General features: G+C 60.0%; 11 protein-coding genes. 9 read left to right on the top strand and 2 right to left on the bottom strand.

Annotation, left to right across the window (positions count from 1 at the left end; translation table 11 throughout):
* Positions 1–348, bottom strand: a complete 348-nt coding sequence (locus GZH47_RS06025) for a CD3324 family protein (protein ID WP_162639172.1) — start codon at positions 346–348, stop codon at positions 1–3.
* Between the two features lie 494 nt (positions 349–842).
* Between GZH47_RS06025 and addB the strand changes: the two genes are divergently transcribed.
* From addB to GZH47_RS06000, 5 genes are all read left to right on the top strand, one after another.
* Positions 843–4,448, top strand: coding sequence for a helicase-exonuclease AddAB subunit AddB (gene addB / locus GZH47_RS06020; protein ID WP_225446377.1), 3,606 nt, complete (start codon positions 843–845; stop codon positions 4,446–4,448).
* The gene (gene addA / locus GZH47_RS06015) at positions 4,445–8,779 is read left to right on the top strand and encodes a helicase-exonuclease AddAB subunit AddA (RefSeq protein WP_225446376.1); all 4,335 of its coding nucleotides are present in this window, start codon (positions 4,445–4,447) and stop codon (positions 8,777–8,779) included. The genes addB and addA overlap by 4 nt, the downstream gene beginning before the upstream one ends.
* Positions 8,780–8,804: 25 nt before the next feature.
* Positions 8,805–10,031 carry an exonuclease SbcCD subunit D gene (locus GZH47_RS06010; protein ID WP_162639171.1) on the top strand — a complete coding sequence of 409 codons (1,227 nt, stop codon included), beginning with the start codon at positions 8,805–8,807 and terminating at the stop codon, positions 10,029–10,031.
* On the top strand, positions 10,028–13,543 hold the full coding sequence (locus GZH47_RS06005; RefSeq protein WP_162639170.1) for an AAA family ATPase: 3,516 nt from the start codon (positions 10,028–10,030) through the stop codon (positions 13,541–13,543). Before GZH47_RS06010 ends, GZH47_RS06005 begins: the two co-directional genes overlap by 4 nt.
* Before the next feature lie 131 nt (positions 13,544–13,674).
* Positions 13,675–14,283, top strand: a complete 609-nt coding sequence (locus tag GZH47_RS06000; protein WP_162639169.1) for a hypothetical protein — start codon at positions 13,675–13,677, stop codon at positions 14,281–14,283.
* Positions 14,284–14,441: 158 nt separating this feature from the next.
* Here GZH47_RS06000 and GZH47_RS05995 read toward each other — a convergent pair whose 3' ends face one another.
* On the bottom strand, positions 14,442–15,755 hold the full coding sequence (locus tag GZH47_RS05995; protein WP_162639168.1) for an FAD-dependent oxidoreductase: 1,314 nt from the start codon (positions 15,753–15,755) through the stop codon (positions 14,442–14,444).
* Positions 15,756–16,035: 280 nt separating this feature from the next.
* Here GZH47_RS05995 and GZH47_RS34025 point away from each other — a divergent pair, with 280 nt between their 5' ends.
* From GZH47_RS34025 to GZH47_RS05975, 4 genes are all read left to right on the top strand, one after another.
* A complete protein-coding gene (locus GZH47_RS34025) occupies positions 16,036–16,482 on the top strand; it encodes a hypothetical protein (RefSeq protein ID WP_225446375.1) in 447 nt (148 codons plus the stop codon).
* Between the two features lie 142 nt (positions 16,483–16,624).
* The gene (locus tag GZH47_RS05985; RefSeq protein WP_162639167.1) at positions 16,625–16,963 is read left to right on the top strand and encodes a histidine triad nucleotide-binding protein; all 339 of its coding nucleotides are present in this window, start codon (positions 16,625–16,627) and stop codon (positions 16,961–16,963) included.
* Positions 16,964–17,081: 118 nt separating this feature from the next.
* Complete coding sequence (gene rpsU / locus GZH47_RS05980) at positions 17,082–17,255, top strand: 30S ribosomal protein S21 (protein WP_090573672.1); 174 nt, start codon at positions 17,082–17,084, stop codon at positions 17,253–17,255.
* A 15-nt stretch (positions 17,256–17,270) separates the two neighbouring features.
* Complete coding sequence (locus GZH47_RS05975) at positions 17,271–17,714, top strand: GatB/YqeY domain-containing protein (protein ID WP_162639166.1); 444 nt, start codon at positions 17,271–17,273, stop codon at positions 17,712–17,714.
* Positions 17,715–17,808: the final 94 nt, after the last annotated feature.

Genomic DNA, 17,808 nt, shown 5'->3' with positions numbered 1-17,808 from the left:
TCAATGTTTGCCTATCGGGACCGTTTCGTACAGATCCGGCGCGACAACGCCGTCTTGCTCGGTTATCGGGAACACGGACGCGCTGCGCAGCTTGAGAATGATTTTCCGAATGCTGTCGCCGGACAGGTGATACTGCCGTTCAAGCTCCTGCACGGTGCTTCCGTCCGTATAGCGCCGGTAAATCTCCTCGTTGCGCCGTCCGATCATGACGCGCGAACCGCTCTTCGCGCCCCAAGCGGCGCGCTCGCTCTGCTGCTTCGGGATATAGAGCAGCTCTCCTTGGATGTAGTGCTGAAGTTCCTCCAACAGTCTAGGGGGAAGCACATCTTTTCCATTCTTGTAATTCAACGTAAACCTCCTTAATCGTTTCGGCCGCGGAACCGCCTTCGGAAATCGATTTGTTCACGTTTCATTCCCCCTCTCGTCAAATGGAAAAAACACGATCAAGCAACTGAATCGCGCTTCTCTAAACAGTATAAATGAAAACGGTTTAATCCGTCATCTATTCGCTATGAATTAATACGGCATGCTTGTAAGTGTTAAAAGGGAGGCCATGCGGCCTCCCTCTTTATAGCGTTTTACACGGTATGACGATTTCCGCTTTAGGCGGAAATCACCTCTGTGTGTTTGATCAACTGGATCAGCTCCTTTCGCGAAGATTTCGTCGGCCCGACATCTATATTAACGCATGTCAAGATATACACCGGCAAGTGAAAGAACGAGTATAGTTGTTTTTTACGCATGAACTTAGCTGGCTGAAGGGACCATTGCACAATTTACCGATCCAAATTCAGAACAAATGTTTGTGTTTTGGCGTGAACAAATAGATAGCGTATGGTAGAATGAAAGAATCGAAAATGGAAGAGGTGGGCGAGTTGGCGCTCCGTTTTGTAATCGGACGATCCGGCACGGGCAAGACGCATTTTTGCCTGGACGACATTCGCAGGCGTATTTTGGCAGAGCCCGATGGCCCGCCTATTATTATATTGGTGCCGGAGCAGGCTACCTTTCAAACGGAGTACGCGCTGCTCCATCGCCCGGAGCTGAACGGCTCTATTCGGGCGCAAGCGCTTAGCTTTCGGCGTCTCTCCTTCCGCATTATGCAGGAAACGGGCGGGACCGCGCTGACGCCGATCAGCGAGAACGGCAAGAACATGCTGCTTTACAAGATCGTATCCCGGCTGAACAGCGAGCTGCAGCTGTTCCAAGGCAGCGAGAGCCAGCATGGGTTTATCGAACGGCTGGGCGAGCTCATGACGGAGTGGAAGCGGTACGGGATCGACACCGAGGCGCTGCAGGGGTTCGGGGACAACCATTTGTCGGGCTCCCGCAGCACGCTGCTCAGCCGCAAGCTGGACGATCTGCAGCTGATATCGAGCCGCCTGGAGCAAGAGCTCGCCGGACTGTACGTGGATTCGGAAGACTATCTCGGCTGGCTGGTTCGAGGATTCCATGACGCGCCCTCCATGCGAGATTGCGAGATTTGGGTCGACGGCTTCCACGGCTTTACGCCGAAGGAGCTGGAAGCGCTGGAAGCGCTCATGCAGCATGCCAAGAACATGACGGTGACCCTCTGTCTGGACAAGCAGTATGGGAACGGCGAAATGCCGCATGAGCTGGACTTGTTCCGGCCGACAGCGGAGACATTCATGAAGCTGCGCGACCTGGCGGTGAACAACGCGCTGGAAATCGAGGAGCCTTTGCTGCTGGAAGGAACGCCTTACCGTTTCAAGGACAGCCCGATGCTTGCGCATGTGGAGCGCTATTACGGCTATGGCGGAAGAAAAGCGCTTCAGCTGTCGCCGGCGGAGCTTGCCGAAGGGGAAGTTTCGCTTCACGCGGCTTCCGGACGCAGAGCGGAAGTGGAGGCCGTCGCCAGGGATATCGTGCAGCGCGTGCGCGACGAAGATCTGCGTTACCGCGACCTCGCGGTCATGGTGCGCAATGCGCCGGATTACAACGACTACGTCAAGGCGGTTTTCTCCGATTACGGCATACCGTTCTTCCTGGATCAGAAGAATGCGGCGCTTCATCATCCGCTTGTTGAGTTTATCCGCTCGGCTTTGGAAATCGCGACCTACGGCTGGCGGTTCGAGGCCGTTTTCCGCTGCATTAAGACGGAGCTGCTCATTCCGGAGGACGGAAGCCTGACAAGGGAAACGTTCGATTTGCTGGAAAACTACGCGCTCGCGACGGGCATGAACGGGAACAAATGGCTGTCGGTCAATCAGTGGAAGCCGCTGGCACGGGACACGCTGGACGGCGATCCGGTACAGGCCGGGGAACGCGAGCTGCGCGAATTCGAAGCGGTGATGGCCGCGAGGGAAGCCGTAGTTCCCGTCCTGAAGAAATTCGTTCGGGAGCTGAAGAAGGCAAAGGACGTCCGGGGCATGTGCGAAGCGGTATACGGGCTGCTGATGAACGTCGATGCGCCTGACCGGCTGGAGCGCTGGAGCCGCAAGGAGATCGCCGCGGGGAATACGCTGCGCGCACGGGAGCACCGGCAGTTATGGGACGGCGTCATGGATCTGCTGGATCAGCTGACGGAAATGACCGGAACGGAACCGGTGACGATCGAACTGTTCGCCGGCATGGCGGAGACGGGGATCGAAAGCTTGAAGCTTGCTTCCGTGCCGCCTTCGCTCGATCAAGTGCTGGTCGGCAGCATGGACCGGACGCGCTCCGGCAATATATTAATTTGTTATTTATTAGGCGCGAACGACGGGGTCATGCCGCAGCGAATGAAAGAAGACGGCGTGCTGACGGAGCAGGAGCGGGAGACGCTGGAAAGCGGCGGTCTCGTTATGGCGCCGGGCGTTCGCAGGAAGCTGCTCGACGAGCGCTTCATGATCTACAACGCGCTGACGACGCCGAGCCGCCATCTATGGATCAGCTGGCCGCTCGCGGACGAAGAAGGCAAGAGCCTGCTGCCGTCCGAGGTCATTCGGCACGTGAAAGGCCTGTTCCCGGGACTGACGGAGAAAGGCGTAGCCGTAGAACCGGTGCCAAGCATGCCGGAAGCCGAACAGCAAGCGTTCATGGCGCATCCGGACCGGACGCTGTCGTATTTGATTACGCAGCTGAGGGCATGGCGGCACGGGAGCGAAATCGCTCCGTTCTGGTGGGAGACCTATAACTGGTACGCGGTCAGGCCGGCATGGCAGGACAAGCTCCAGCGCCTTGCGGGGTCGCTCCGTTACTCGAACGAAGAACCGGCGCTATCCCGCGAGACGGCGGAGCTGCTGTACGGCAAGCTGCTTCGGGGAAGCGTGTCGCGGATGGAACGGTTCGTCTCGTGTCCGTTTCAGCATTTCGCCATTCACGGGCTTCGTCTGCGCGAACGGGATCAATACAAGCTGGCTGCGCCGGATATCGGACAGCTGTTTCATGCCGCGCTTACCCGGCTTACGGAAACGCTCGGCGACCGCTGGGGCTCGTTGACGGCGGAGGAGCTGCGCGAGCACTGCTCGGCGATCGTGAGCGAGCTGGCGCTGCGGCTGCAATCGCAGATTTTGTTCAGCAGCAGCCGCCACCAATACGTGGCGCGCAAGCTGCGCGACATTATCAGCCAAGCCGCCGTTATTCTCGGCGAACACGCGCGGCGCGCGGCGTTCAAGCCGGTCGGGCTCGAAATCGGCTTCGGGCCGGAAGGTCCGCTGCCTCCGGTGACGATTCCGCTTTCGGACGGCAAGACGCTTGAGATGGTCGGACGGATCGACCGCGTCGATGCCGCGCAAACGACGGACGGCTTGCTGCTGCGCGTCATCGATTACAAATCCAGTGCCAAGCAGCTGCGGCTGGAAGAAGTCGCCTACGGCATGGCGCTGCAAATGCTGACGTACTTGGACGTGCTGCTGACGCATGCGCCGGAATGGCTGGGACAGCCCGCGAAGGCCGCGGGAGCGCTCTATTTCCACGTGCACAATCCGATCCTCTCATCGTCGAACGGCATGCCTCCGGCGAAAGCCAGATCGGAAATGCTGAAGCGATTCAAGCTGAAGGGGCTTGTCCTCGCGGACGAGGAGACCGTCCGATTGATGGATAACGCGCTGTCGACGGGGTATTCCGATCTGCTTCCTCTGGCGCTCAAGAAGGACGGCGCCTTCTACAGCAGTTCTTCCGTCGTGTCGGACGAGCAATGGGGAACTTTGCGCAAATCCGTCCGCGGCACGCTCCGCAGGATCGGCGACAGGATCGCGGGAGGCGACGTATCGATTTCGCCTTACCGGCTGGGCGGGAAAACGCCTTGCCAGTTCTGCGATTACAAGCCGGTCTGCCAATTCGACCCGCTTATTGATGGCAATGACTACAACAAGCTGCAGAGAGCGGGCAAAGACGAGGTCTGGAACCTGCTCGCATCCGGCGAAGAAGCAGAAGAGGAACAGACCGTTCAGTCCGACCCGCCTGGGCAGCACGGAGAACAAGGGAAGGAGGAGAGCGAATCATGACGGCAGCAATGGACAATCAACTACCGGCCAAGCCGCTCGGCAGCACTTGGACGGACGACCAATGGCGCGCCATCGTGACGGGAGGGAGCAACATTCTCGTCGCGGCGGCGGCAGGCTCCGGCAAGACGGCCGTACTGGTGGAACGAATCATTCGCAAGATTGCCGCCGACACCGATGTCGACCGGCTGCTTGTGGCGACGTTCACGAAGGCCGCGGCCGCCGAGATGAAAGAGCGGATTCGAATTGCGCTGGAGAAGGAACTGGACAAGAAGCCGGATTCCGATCACCTTCGCAGGCAGCTTGCCCTCATGGGGCGCGCCTCCATCACGACGCTTCACTCCTTCTGCCTCGACGTTATCCGCCGGTACTATTCTTTGATCGGACTCGATCCCGGATTTCGGATTGCCAACGAGACGGAAGCGGAGCTGCTCCGAATGGACGTCCTGGACGAGCTGTTCGAAGAACGGTATGCCGAGATGGACGGACCGGGCGGCGAAGCCTTCCTGTCGCTCGTGGATCGCTTCGGCGGCGAACGCGGCGATGAGCCGCTCTATGCGCTCGTGCTGAAGCTTTACAATTTCGCCCAAAGCAACCCTTGGCCGAGAGCCTGGCTGCAGCAAACGGCGGCCTCCTTCCGCGTGAGCGATGCGGCCGAGCTGGGGCGCACGGAATGGGTGTCCAGCCTCGGCGGCAGCGTGGCGCTGACGCTGCAAGGCGCGGAGAGCCTGCTGGAACAAGCGCTCGAGTTGACGCGTCTCCCGGCTGGCCCTGAGGCGTACGGCGAGACGCTGCAAGACGATCTGGGTGTCGTGCGTTCCTTGATTGCGAAAGTGGGGAGCCAGCCCTGGGAAACGTGGCATGAAGCCTTCGCCGCGGCAAGCTTCGGCAAGCTGAAAGGACAGCGCGGCGGCGATACGATCGACAAGTCGCTGCAGGAACAGGTCAAGGAGCTGCGCGAACAGGTGAAAGACATGATCGGCGGCTTGAACGACGAGCTGTTCATGCGCTCGCCGGATCAGTTCGCGGCGGAACTGCAAGAATCGGCGCCGTACATGGAAACGCTGGCCGAGCTAGTGGACCAGTTCGGCACAAGGTTCGAGGCGGCCAAGCTGGAGAAAGGGCTGATCGATTTCGGCGATATGGAGCATTACTGCCTGCGCATCTTGCGCGACAGCTCCTCGACGCCCGAACGGATGGCGCCATCGCCGGCGGCGATGGAATACCAGCAGCAGTTCGACGAGATTCTGCTCGACGAGTACCAGGATACGAACATGGTGCAGGAGGCGATCGTTTCGCTGATCAGCCGCCCGGGCAAGGGCAACCGCTTCATGGTCGGCGACGTCAAGCAGAGCATTTACCGGTTCCGGTTGGCGGAGCCGGGCTTGTTTCTGCGCAAGTATAAGTCGTATCTAACGGCCGGTGAAGTACCTGTGGCGGCAGACGAATCAGGTGAAGAAGCTTCGTCAGATTCGGAGCATGCGGAAGCGGAATACGGCGTGCGCATCGACTTGGCGCGAAACTTCCGCAGCAGGCAAGAGGTCGTGGACGGCGTCAATGAAGTTTTCCGTGCCATCATGCGCGAGCGAGCGGCCGAAATGGACTATGACGCGCGCGCGGAGCTTGTATGCGGCGCATCATATCCGGCGGCGAACGACGGCGGGCCGCCGGAACGTTACGCGGTGGAGTTTGCGGTGCTCGATCGGGGCGGCAGCGACGACGGGGAAGAACGGGGCGATTCCGATCATGACGCTTCCGGCCAGGAGACCGCTGAGAGTGAATTGCCTCCGGAAAGTCCGGAGGAGCTCCAGACCGTGCAATTGGAAGCACGCTGGATCGCAAGGCAGATCCTTCGCCTGAAGGGGATGGCCGCAGAAGGCGCAGGCGCGGAAGATCCGTTCCTCGTGTATGACGGCAAGAAAGGCCGCAAACGGCCGCTCGCTTGGCGGGATATCGTTATTCTGCTGCGGGCGGACAAACAGTGGGCGCCGGTTATTATCGAAGAACTGCAGCAGCAGGGCATTCCGGCTTACGCGGAGCTGAGCAGCGGGTATTTCGAAGCGACGGAGGTCGAGACGATGCTCTCGCTCCTGCGCGTGATCGACAACCCGTATCAGGACATTCCGCTCGCCGGGGCGCTTCGTTCGCCGATCGTCGGCTTGTCGGCGGAAGAACTGGCTTTGATCCGAATCGCGGGCGGGCGCGTGTCGTACTTCGAAGCGGTGCGCAAGGCCGCGGACGATCACTTGGCGCCGGAAGAAACGAGACGCAAACTGAGCCGTTTCCTGGATGCGCTCGAAGATTGGCGGAATGAAGCCCGGCAAGGTTCATTGGCCGACTTGCTGTGGCGGATTTACCGGGAAACGGGCTATTACGACCTGGTCGGCGGCATGACGGGGGGCTTGCAGCGTCAAGCCAACTTGCGCGCGCTGCATGACCGTACCCGTCAATACGAGGCGACTACGCTGCGCGGGCTGTTCCGCTTCCTCCGGTTTATCGACCGGATGCGGGACGGCGGCGGCGATCTCGGGACGGCGCGCGCGCTGGGCGAGCAGGAAGACGTCGTGCGCATAATGTCCATCCACAAGAGCAAGGGGCTGGAATTTCCCGTCGTATTCGCGGCAGGACTCGGCAAATCGTTTAACCGCCGAGACCTGCATAGTCCGTTTCTGATGCATAAGCAGCTTGGTTTCGGTCCGCGTTACGTCGATACGGAACTGCGGGTCGCCTATCCGACGTTACCGTACTTGGCGATCAAGCAGCGGCTTGCGATGGAGTCGCTGGCGGAAGAAATGCGAATTCTGTACGTCGCGCTGACAAGGCCGAAGGAGAAAATGTTCCTCGTCGGCACCGTTGCCAACGCCGAGAAGCAGCTGCAGCGCTGGCAAACCGCGCTTGACGCGGAAGGGCGGCTGCCTGATTTCCGGATCGCCGGCGCCGCGCGGTTTCTGGATTGGCTCGGGCCGCTGGCGATGGGAGCGGGAATATCCATGTCGGTCGAACAGTCGTCCGCATTCGAAATCGGAGACGAAGCGGGCGCAATGGACTTGCCGGGTGCAGCGGATAGCGGCATTCCCATAAGCGAAGCGAACGCCGAGAGCATGGATGGCGAAGCCGAGACGGATTTAGCGTCGGGCGAGCCGATCGTAATCGGTTCGGAGCAGGCAGCCGCACCGGAAGGAACGGTTGTGCCTTTCGGCGACTGGCGGACCTCTGTCATTCCTGCGAGCCTGCTTGGTTTGGAGGCAGCGGCAGGCGCGGAGACGGACGAAGCGGCAAGAGCCGCATTCGAAGCGCGCATGAATGCCGTCCAGCAGCTCGCGCTCATCGATGAAGAAGCGGATCCTGAATGGGCCGCCGAGATCGATCGTCGTCTTAGCTGGAGCTACCCTTACGCGCAAGCCTCATTGACCGCCGCCAAAACGTCGGTGACGGAGATGAAACGGCTCCACGCGGAGACGGGGATGGACGAAGAAGCTTTGCTGCTCCCGGAGCTTGCGGGCATGGATGGAGCAGGGGGCCTGGCTGAAGCTGATTTCGATTTGGCGGATGATCCGATCACGGATAACGTTACTTTGGCCGTGGACCAGGCGATTATCGGGAACGACGAGTCCATGTCGGCAGAGCCGGTTTTGGAGTCGGAAACGGCAGTCGATCAGCTGGATTTGTTCAGCTTTGATTTTGCGCAGCCGGAGCTGCCGGCAGCGGAAGCGAAGCTCGAACAAACCGGCGCCGTGGAACGCGCGGACGGCGGCGGAGAGTATACGTTCCGGCTGCGTCGTCCGAAGTTCATGGAAGAAGCTGCGCTTACCGCCGCAGAGCGGGGAACGGTGAGCCATCTGGTCATGCAGCATATTCCGCTATCCGAAGACGGCGTGACCGAGAAGACGATCACGGACGTGATCGAAGGGCTGGTGGCGCGGCGGATGCTCTCGAAGCAGCAGGCGGAAGCCGTGGATGCTGCGGGAGCGGCGGCCTTCTTCGAGGAAGAGGTCGGCCGGCGCCTGCTCGAAGCGCCCTGGGTGAGACGCGAAACGCCGTTCAGCTGCACGCTGCCGGCTTCCCGCGTCTACCCGGGCATGTCCGAAAGCATCGGGGCAGAGCCGATTCTGATTCAAGGGGTTATCGACTGTCTGTTCGAGGACGAACGGGGACTCGTGCTGTTGGATTACAAAACCGACCGCGTCCGTGCGGGTCGCTGGGAAGAGGCGGCCGAACGCCACCGTTTCCAGCTGACGCTCTATGCAGAGGCGATCGCCGGCATCCTCGGCCGCAAGGTCGACGAATGTTACGTGTTTTTCCTTGACGGCGGCAAAGCCGTCAAGCTGTTTTAATCATGGGACGGGGGAACGAATTATTATGCGTATATTGCACACGGCCGACTGGCATTTCGGACGTTCGTTGGAAGGCCGCAGCCGCATCGAGGAACAGGCGGCATTCGTCGACGAACTCGCATCCATCGTAAAAGACGAAAGCATCGACCTCATTCTGCTGGCCGGCGACGTGTACGATTCCGTCAATCCGCCTGCGGCGGCGGAGGGGCTGTTCTACGACGCCGTCGCGCGCCTCGCGGACGGCGGCAAGCGTACGATCGCCGTGATCGCCGGCAACCACGATCATCCCGACCGCGTGTCCGCTTCCGCGCCGCTTGCCGCGCGCAGCGGCATTCGGCTCGTCGGCATGCCGACGGACAAGCCGCTCGTTATCGACGTTGCGCGTACCGGCGAGCAGGCGGTCATCGCCGCGCTCCCGTATCCGTCCGAGTCGCGGCTGCGCGAGCTGCTGAGCGAGGCGACGGATGAAGGTCAGCTTCGCAGCGCGTATTCGGAACGGGTCGGCCGGCTGATGGCCCAGCTTGGGACGGCTTTCCGCAGCGATACCGTCAACTTGGCGATGAGCCATATTTACGTGCTTGGCGGGCTGGAGACGGATTCCGAGCGGCCGATTCAGATCGGCGGCGCCTATACGGTGGATCCGTCGGCATTGCAAATCGGGGCGCAGTACGTGGCGCTAGGTCATTTGCATCGCCCGCAGCGGGTCGCCGGCGACGAAACGATGCGCTACAGCGGTTCGCCGCTCGCTTACAGTTTCTCGGAAGCGAATTATGCCAAAGCGGTCACGGTCTTCGACGCTTCTCCCGGTCAACCTGTTGTCCCGCGGCAGATCCACTTAAGCTCCGGGCGGCCGCTCGTGCAGTGGAACGCCAAAGGAGGCATTGCCGAAGTGCATAGCTGGCTGGAGGAAGGACGGGACGCCAGGGCGTGGATCGACCTCAGCATCCATATGTCCGAAGCGATGACGCTGCAGCAGATCCAGCAGCTGCGCAAGCAGCACGAGGGGCTCGTTCATATCCGCCCCGTCTATCCGGAAATGGAAGACCTGATCGAGCTTGATGCCCGGTCCCGCGAGCAATTGCCGGCCGAGGAGCTGTTCCGCCGTTTCTTCTCGCGCCAGACGGGCGGAGGAGAGCCGGATGCGGAGACGGTTCGATTGTTTCTGGAGCTGATCGCGGAAGAGGATGATGCGCCGAGCGTCGCCGAAGACGCGGACGGCATCGAAGTTCAAGCGGGAGGTGAAGGCGCATGAAGCCGATTTTACTTCGATTGAGCGGCTTGCAGAGTTACCGCGAAGCGCAGGAGGTTGATTTCGAGCGGCTGTGCGAAGCGGGCGTCTTCGGCATCTTCGGTCCTACGGGCAGCGGCAAATCCAGCATTCTGGATGCCGTGACGCTGGCTCTCTATGGGAAAGTCGAGCGTGCCGCCAACGGTACGCAAGGCATTATGAATCAGGCGGAGAAAACGCTGGCCGTCGCGTTCACGTTCGATTTGGAAGGCGGCGGGGAGCGGAAACGGTTCCGCGTGGAACGGCAGTTCAAGCGCGGCGGCGACGTGTCCGTCAGCAATACGCTGAGCCGCTTCGTGGAAGTGACGGAAGCCGGCGACGTCGTCATCGCGGACAAGCTGGCGGACGTGACGCGCTGCGTGGAAGCCCAGATCGGGCTGAACATGCAGGACTTCACGCGCGCGGTCGTGCTCCCGCAAGGGAAGTTCGCGGAATTTCTGTCGCTGACCGGCAAGGACCGCCGCTCGATGCTGCAGCGGCTGTTCCGTTTGGAACGGTTCGGCGACGGGCTGGCGCTGAAGCTCAGCCAGCGCATGAAAGCGGCGGAAGCCGCGCTGCAGGAGGCGGCGGCCGAGCAGCTTGGCCTCGGCGACGCTTCGGCTGCCGCGGTGGATGCGGCGGCGGCCCGCCACCGCGAAGCGGCTGCCGCAGCCGCTGAGGCACGGGCTCTGTTCGCGGAAGCGGATCGGCTGCACGCGGAGCGTGCGCAGGTGCGCGAGCGGCTGGCGGAGCTGCGCGAGAAGGAAGCGCTGCACGCGAAGCTGCAGGCGGAAGCGCCGCTCGTGGCGGAGCTGGAGCGCGAGCTGCAGCGCCTCGCGGCAGCAGAGCGGCTGCTGCCGGCGCTGCGTGCCGCAGGCACCGCCGAAGCGGCGCTGCGCGCTGCCGCTTCGCGCCGCGAGGCTGCCGCGCTGGCGCATGCCGCGCGGCATGCCGAGGCCGAGGCCGCGGCCGCCGCGTGGTCGGCGGCCGCAGCCGAGGCCAAGGCTGGCGAGCCGCGGCTTCTGCTGCGGCTCGACCAGCTCGCGGGCGCGCAGCGCCTCGAGGGCGAAGCCGCCGAATTGGCGGCGGGCATCGCTCTCGTTGCGCAGCGCGCAGGCGAAGCCGCGGATAAGCAGCGCAGCTTCGGCGAGCAAGCCGCGAAGGCCCAGGAGATGCTGGGCCGCGCGACGGCGAAGCAGACCGAGCTGCGCGAGGAGCTGAAGGCCGTCGAGCTGACCGCCGCGGACCGGGAACGGCGCAGCGGCATGACGAAGCGGCTGCAGCAATTCAACGGGCTGTCCGCGCAAACGGAGACGGCACGCAAGGAGCGGGACGCCTCTGCGGTTCAGCGCGACAACGCGGGACGAGCGCAGGAAACCGCCGAGAGCGAGCATCGATTGGCCTATGCGGCTTTAACCGCGCAAGCGGAACAATTGCTTCCGGTACGAAGCCTGCTCGATTACGTGAGCGGCAAGCTGCTAGCCGCATCCAATGTCATTCCGGCGTGGACGGAACGCGTCAGACAAGGACAGCGGGAGCAGCAGCGCATGCAGCTGGCCGCTCAATTGGCCGCGGATCTCAAGGACGGGGATCCATGTCCCGTTTGCGGCTCCTGCGACCACCATGGGCGTCACGCTTTGCCGAGCGCGGCGGATGAAGCGGCGGATTCGCAGCTTCTTGCTTGGGAGGAGCTCAGCGGCGGCTTCCGTCAGCTGCAGCTGACGCTTTCCCCGCTGCAAGCGAAAGCGGAATCGACGATGGAACGTTTGCTCGAAACGCTGCAAGAAGCCGGGCGCGGCCATGTAGACGCCAGCCCGGAGAGCGATGCGGAGCTGCGCATTCAGCAGTTCCGACTGCCGGAAGCGGCGGCTGCGGCCGAAACCTTGCTCCCGGCCGGCGCCGAGGCAAGCCTGGAGGCACCGGATCCGGATGGATCAGCACTGCCGGAGGACGCGCTGGCGCATTACAAACAAGTGCTTTCCGCGATGCAGGAACTGGTTTCGTCGAACGGACAGCAGCTCTCCGCAAGCGAGAAGACGGCCGCATCTGCCCGAACGCGCTTCGCGGATGCGGAACGCCGCCGGGAACAAAGCGCGGCGGCATATGCGACGCAAGAAGCGTTGGCCGTTCGCGCTCAGGCGCAATTCGACCATTGCGAACAAGAACGCGGCAGCGAGCTCGCCGGCTGGGCGGCTCAGTTCGGTCCAGAGCTGCAGCCGCATACGGCGGAGGAAACGCTGCAGGAGCTTGACCGCCGCGAAGCCGCTGCCGACGAGCTGCGCACCCGTTTGGAGGTCAGCGTCACCTACATCGAGGATACGGCCCGCAAGCAGCAGGAGAACGGCAGGCTGGCCCAAGAGGCACAGATAGAAGCTGTCGAGCTGGCAGCGACACTCTCTGCGCGGCAGCAGCAGCTGGCCGAGAAACAACAGCAGTTGACTGCCGTTACGGACGGTCAGCCTGCAGCCGGGCTAATCCGGGATGCAGAGCAGGAGCTTGGCTCTCTCCGTGCACGGAACGCGCAGCTGTCGCAGAGCCATGAGGCGGCCCAACAGGCGCTTCAGCAAGCGGCCGAGCTGCGGACCGGGGCGGCGGAAACGGAACGCGCCGCCGATGAGCGGCAGCGCGAAACCGCAAGCGATTTGGCGTCTGCGCTGGAACGCTCGCCGTTCGCGCACGCGGAAGAGGCGGCTGCGCTGGAGCCGCTGCTGGCGCAGCAAGCGGCAATCGCGGATAACATTGCGCGGCATCGCGAGTCAGAGCAGCAGATTGCGGCTCAGATCCGTTTGCTGATCGACCAGCTCGGCGGCCGAACGTTAACCGAGGAAGAGTGGCAGAACTCGATCGCGGCTCTGCAGCGCTTGAAGGCGGAGAACGAGCTGAACCTTCAGGTGGCCGCGAAAGCGGAACGGGACTTGGAATCGCTGCGCGGCAAGCAAGAGCGCTGGAATGAGCTGGAGAGTAAGCGGCTGGACATGGAACGTCTGGCCGGCAGGCTGAAATCGCTGCAAACCGTGTTCCGGGGCAACGCGTTCGTGGAATACGTGGCGGAGGAGCAGCTCGTCCAAGTGTGCAGAGCGGCATCGGAGCGGCTCGGTTTCCTGACCAAGCGGCGCTACGCGCTGGAGGTCGACTCCGGCGGCGGATTCGTTATACGCGACGACGCGGGCGGCGGGGTTCGCCGCCCGGTATCCACGCTTTCCGGCGGGGAGACCTTCTTGGCCTCGCTCGCGCTGGCACTGGCGCTGTCGAGCCAAATCCAGCTGCGGGGAAAATACCCGCTGCAGTTCTTCTTCCTCGACGAAGGCTTCGGTACCCTCGATCCCGAGCTGCTGGACACGGTTATTACCGCGCTCGAGAAACTGCATCACGAAACGCTGGCGGTCGGCGTCATCAGCCATGTGCCGGAGCTTCGGTCGAGGCTGCCCCGCAGGCTGATCGTCACGCCTTCGGAGCCGTTCGGCAAAGGAAGTTCGGTCGAGCTCGAGACGATGTGACGGATCTGTTAACGTTGCCTGCCCCCGGTTGATTTCTACGTGCGAAACCGCTAACGTAGGGAAGAGAATGCCGACGGTACGGGCTGTGAGCCGGATCCCATGGCGGAACAATCGATTTAGGGGGCAGCTTAGTGGAAGAACCGCGGACAAAACGGCCGATTTTTACGCCGATCGTACTAATTTTGCTGACATTCAGCTTGATCGGCAACGTGTTTTTATACTCCGAAACGATTCAAAACGATCAGACAGACCGTGTCAGCCAAGGGACTGAAATCATACAGTCGGGCAATGCAGCCATAGCATTCATGAACCAAGCAGCCGCGCAGACGGAAGCGCTCGTGACCGCGTCGGATATCGCCGCTCGGATGACTTCCAAGAGCGGACTGCTAGCCGCATACCGCCAAAGCGGGTCCGTGACGGATTTCATTCAGGAAGCCGAAGATGTGAACGGCAAGCCATTCCCGACGGCCAAGGGCGGAGCGACCGAGTTCTTGGACCAGACGCTTGCGTCGCTGCAAGCGATCGGCAATCACGAAGGACCGCTCACGGCGGAGGAGAAGACCTACCTGCAAGGGCTGCACCAAGTGTTTGACGCCTGCAAAAAGGAATTGTCTGCCTTCCAGCACGATACGATCAACCAGGAGCAGTCGCTGTTGATTTTAGTCGACAAGCAATGGCCGCAAATCGCAGGCAAGCTTCTTGAGCAAATGAAACCGGCGGATCACGCCTTTAAAGGCTGATCGCCTGATATAACCAAAGACAGCTGAATTCCCGCCCGCTGCAGGGAGAGCCGGCTATTGCTATTGATAAAGAGAAACCCGCGTTTTTATACCAACGCGGGTTTCTCTTTTGTCTTTATGCACGTCAAGCGTAATGCGCGTAATGCGAAAGGCTAACCTTATACCCGAACCGGAACCTCTTTCAAAATCAGCTCCGCCGCATGACGTCCGCTCGAGAACGAGCGCTCGGCCAGCTCGCCTTTGCCTTCGCAGCCGTCTCCGCAGAAGTAGAACGGCATGTTCTCGATCCGGACCGGCAGCAGCTTGTTGGTCGCGATGTTTTTGACGCTTTGCACCATGGCTTTCTTGGATACGCGCTTGACGGCGACGGCATCGCGCCAGCCGGGGTAGTGACGGTCGAAGAGCGCTTCCATCTGCTGCGTCCGTTCTTCCAGATACGCCTTGCGGTCGCCTTCGCCGCCGGCATTCTCGTCGCTCAGATAGGCAATTCCCTGAAGCAGCTGGCCGCCATCCGGCACGAGCGTGTGGTCGGTAGCGGATACGTCGGAAATGAACATTTTATGGTTCATGTCGCTGATGTAGCTGAACGGACGGGCGACGACAGTGCTTAAGCCGACGTCATAGACCATCACTTCGGTCGCGGTATTGTTCTCGTAAGGCTCGAGGAAAGGCTCCCAAGGCGTTCCGCGGAGCAGTTTGACGACTTGCTGCACGGGCATGGCGAACACGACGCGATCGAAGGATTCTTCGCGCGCTTTCGTCCTCAGCACGTACTTGCCGTGATCGTACTGGATGCTATCCACGCCTTCCTGCAGAGCGATCGTCCAGCGGCCAGCCAGATCAATTTTGTCGCGGAGCTGATTGGTAATGACGGCCCAGCTGCCCAGCACGTAATTAACGGGCCGCTGCGATAGAAATAGATTGTGATAATACTCGCTGATAACGGTGCCGGGCACGCGGCGCGCATCTTCGGGCGCGATGAAGAAATTGCTGCATACCAAGTGCTCCCACAGTTCCTTGACGTTCTCGCCGGCTCCGGACTCCGCCAAGTAATCGCCCAGCGTTGCATAATGTTTGATTTGATGAATATTTGCGATGATGGCCGTGATTTCCCCTACGAACCGAACCTTCTGCATCGTGCTCAAAATATCCGTTTTGACTAGATTAACGAAATCAAGCGGCGCCGGCGTCAAATGCAGCCCTTTCTCGTACATGACCTTCCGTTTGTCTACTTGCTTGCTGCTGAAACGCAAATGCAATTCGCGCTCCATGCCGGAGAGGGTATGGCGGTCTAGACCGTAAATCGCGTGCGCGCCGTAGTTGAGCGTAAAACCGGCCTTCTCGTACGTAAACGCCCGTCCGCCAAGCTGCGGACTGCGTTCGAACAGCACGCCTTGTATGTCTGGCTGCTCCGATAAATAAGCGGCTGCCGTCAGTCCGGCCAAACCGCCTCCGATAATCGCCACTTTCATATCGTTCGTCTCCCCCTAAAATCGATGGCCTCCATGTCCTGGCACAGCTGCTTTCCAGCTTGACGAGCGGCTCGTCTTTTCCAGCTGCAGCGTCCGTTCGGCGCTGCGATGATTACAATTATAAACAAGGCTATTTTGCCAATCCATCTCATTTTAGACTGATAGACTCCTCAAAACGGCATCGATCGCGTCTGGGCGAACGCCTATTTTGCGTGTCCATAGGCGCCATTTGCCTACGGGCGAATATCATGAAATAAGAGTGAAGGAGGTCATGTTGAGCATGGAGAAGAAGGTGTCAACATCCCCGGTTGGCAAAGGTTCCAAGGGCACGGCCACATCCCCGGCAGGCAAAAAATCGACAGGCGCGACAGGCAAGAAGTCCACTGGCGCGGTTAATTCCCCGCCTGTGAAGAAGCCTACGGGCCAAAAAACCGTCACGCCGCCGGAACATAAGCACGTGATCAAAAATTGGTGTCACGACAATATGCATCGGTACGTCCTGGCCCATACGCATGACGGCTATTGCTGCGACGGATTCGTAGAATATATCGACGACGAAGTCGTATGCCTCGCGGTTCCGCACTGCGGCAGCACCGACCGCGCATTTTTCCCGGGACCATTCTACCCGCAGCTGTATCCGTATCCGTTCTTTCCGCGCGGCCGATTCTACCGGCAAGTATTCCCGCTTACGGCGCTCCTCGGCTTGTCGCTCCTGCCGTTCTATTGAGCCCCCGCAGCATGTGCGGCATCCCGCCTTCATGAACCAGCGTGACTATACGTGGCGCTGGTTCGCGGCATTGGACTTGCCGGCCGTTTTTCGTTATTATGGAGCGTAGAGGATTTCATTTCGAAGGGGAGGAAGGTGAAGCATGGATTGTATTTTTTGTAAAATCATCGAAGGCAGCATTCCGTCGAAGAAAGTTTTCGAGAATGAACGCATCGTTGCCTTTCACGACATTCAGCCTGCTGCGCCTGTACATATTCTGATTATCCCGAAGAAACATATCCCGACCATGAACGACGTCACGGCGGAAGACGATGCGCTGATGGCGGAATTGTTCGCGGTCGCCCGTCAACTCGCACAGGAGCTCGGCATTGCCGAATCCGGTTACCGGCTGGTCAATAACGTGAATTCAGACGGTGGACAAGTTGTTTACCATCTGCATCTGCATTTGCTCGGCGGCGCGAAATTGAAGGGTTTAAACTAAAGGGCAAAAAATAGCATGTCCTTTCGAGTTGACACTGGCTTTCCTCATCAACTATAATTAAATTTGATGAACCGTGTTAACTTTCTTGGACGGTCTGATTCGGAGGGAGGGAAAACTGGTGTCTGAAACAAAAGTTCGCAAAAACGAGACGATCGATGCTGCACTCCGCCGCTTCAAACGTACCATCGCAAAGGATGGCGTATTGGCCGAGGTGAAGAAACGCAAGCATTATGAGAAGCCTAGCGTGAAGCGTAAGTTGAAGTCCGAGGCTGCGCGCAAGAGAAAGTTTTAGGAGGATCCTTCCACAATGAACCTTAGCGAACGATTGAACGACGATATGAAGCAGGCGATGAAGAGCCAAGAGAAGTTCAAGCTCTCTACGATTCGGATGATTCGTTCGTCCATCAAGAATCAAGAGATTGAACTGAAACGACCGCTTGAAGATGCCGAAGTGCTTGATATTCTAAGTCGTGAGGTCAAACAACGTAAAGATTCCCTCCAAGAATTTGAGAAAGCCGGCCGCGATGATCTTGCGAAAGATGTCGCAGCAGAAATTGAAATTATTAGTGTATACCTGCCTCAGCAGCTGACCGAAGAAGAGATCAAGTCGATTGTTCAGCAGACCATCCAGGAAACCGGTGCTTCTTCGAAAGCCGAGATGGGGAAAGTCATGAGCGCACTTTTACCGAAAGTTAAAGGGCGTGCTGATGGTAAACTAGTAAACACATTTGTGCAGCAATTTCTGCAATAACATAGGCTGACAGCCAAACACTCCTCCTTGCGGGGGAGTGTTTTTTCGTTTTTCCTCCAGCGTGAAAAAGGTTGACACAGCGTCTTTAGGTGGG

Origin of the sequence: Paenibacillus rhizovicinus (assembly GCF_010365285.1) — a bacterium.
Taxonomy (GTDB): Bacteria; Bacillota; Bacilli; order Paenibacillales; family Paenibacillaceae; genus Paenibacillus_Z; species Paenibacillus_Z rhizovicinus.
Note: the sequence above shows the minus strand (reverse complement) of the source record. Positions and strands in the feature narration are given on the sequence as shown.

Bases quoted from the DNA above. Each gene is read 5' to 3' on its own strand.
- GZH47_RS06010 (WP_162639171.1), top strand. From the start codon at position 8,805: ATGCGTATATTGCACACGGCCGACTGGCATTTCGGACGTTCGTTGGAA.
- GZH47_RS34025 (WP_225446375.1), top strand. From the start codon at position 16,036: ATGGAGAAGAAGGTGTCAACATCCCCGGTTGGCAAAGGTTCCAAGGGC.
- addB (WP_225446377.1), top strand. From the start codon at position 843: ATGAAAGAATCGAAAATGGAAGAGGTGGGCGAGTTGGCGCTCCGTTTT.
- GZH47_RS05995 (WP_162639168.1), bottom strand. From the start codon at position 15,755: ATGAAAGTGGCGATTATCGGAGGCGGTTTGGCCGGACTGACGGCAGCC.
- GZH47_RS05975 (WP_162639166.1), top strand. From the start codon at position 17,271: ATGAACCTTAGCGAACGATTGAACGACGATATGAAGCAGGCGATGAAG.
- addA (WP_225446376.1), top strand. From the start codon at position 4,445: ATGACGGCAGCAATGGACAATCAACTACCGGCCAAGCCGCTCGGCAGC.
- GZH47_RS05985 (WP_162639167.1), top strand. From the start codon at position 16,625: ATGGATTGTATTTTTTGTAAAATCATCGAAGGCAGCATTCCGTCGAAG.
- GZH47_RS06005 (WP_162639170.1), top strand. From the start codon at position 10,028: ATGAAGCCGATTTTACTTCGATTGAGCGGCTTGCAGAGTTACCGCGAA.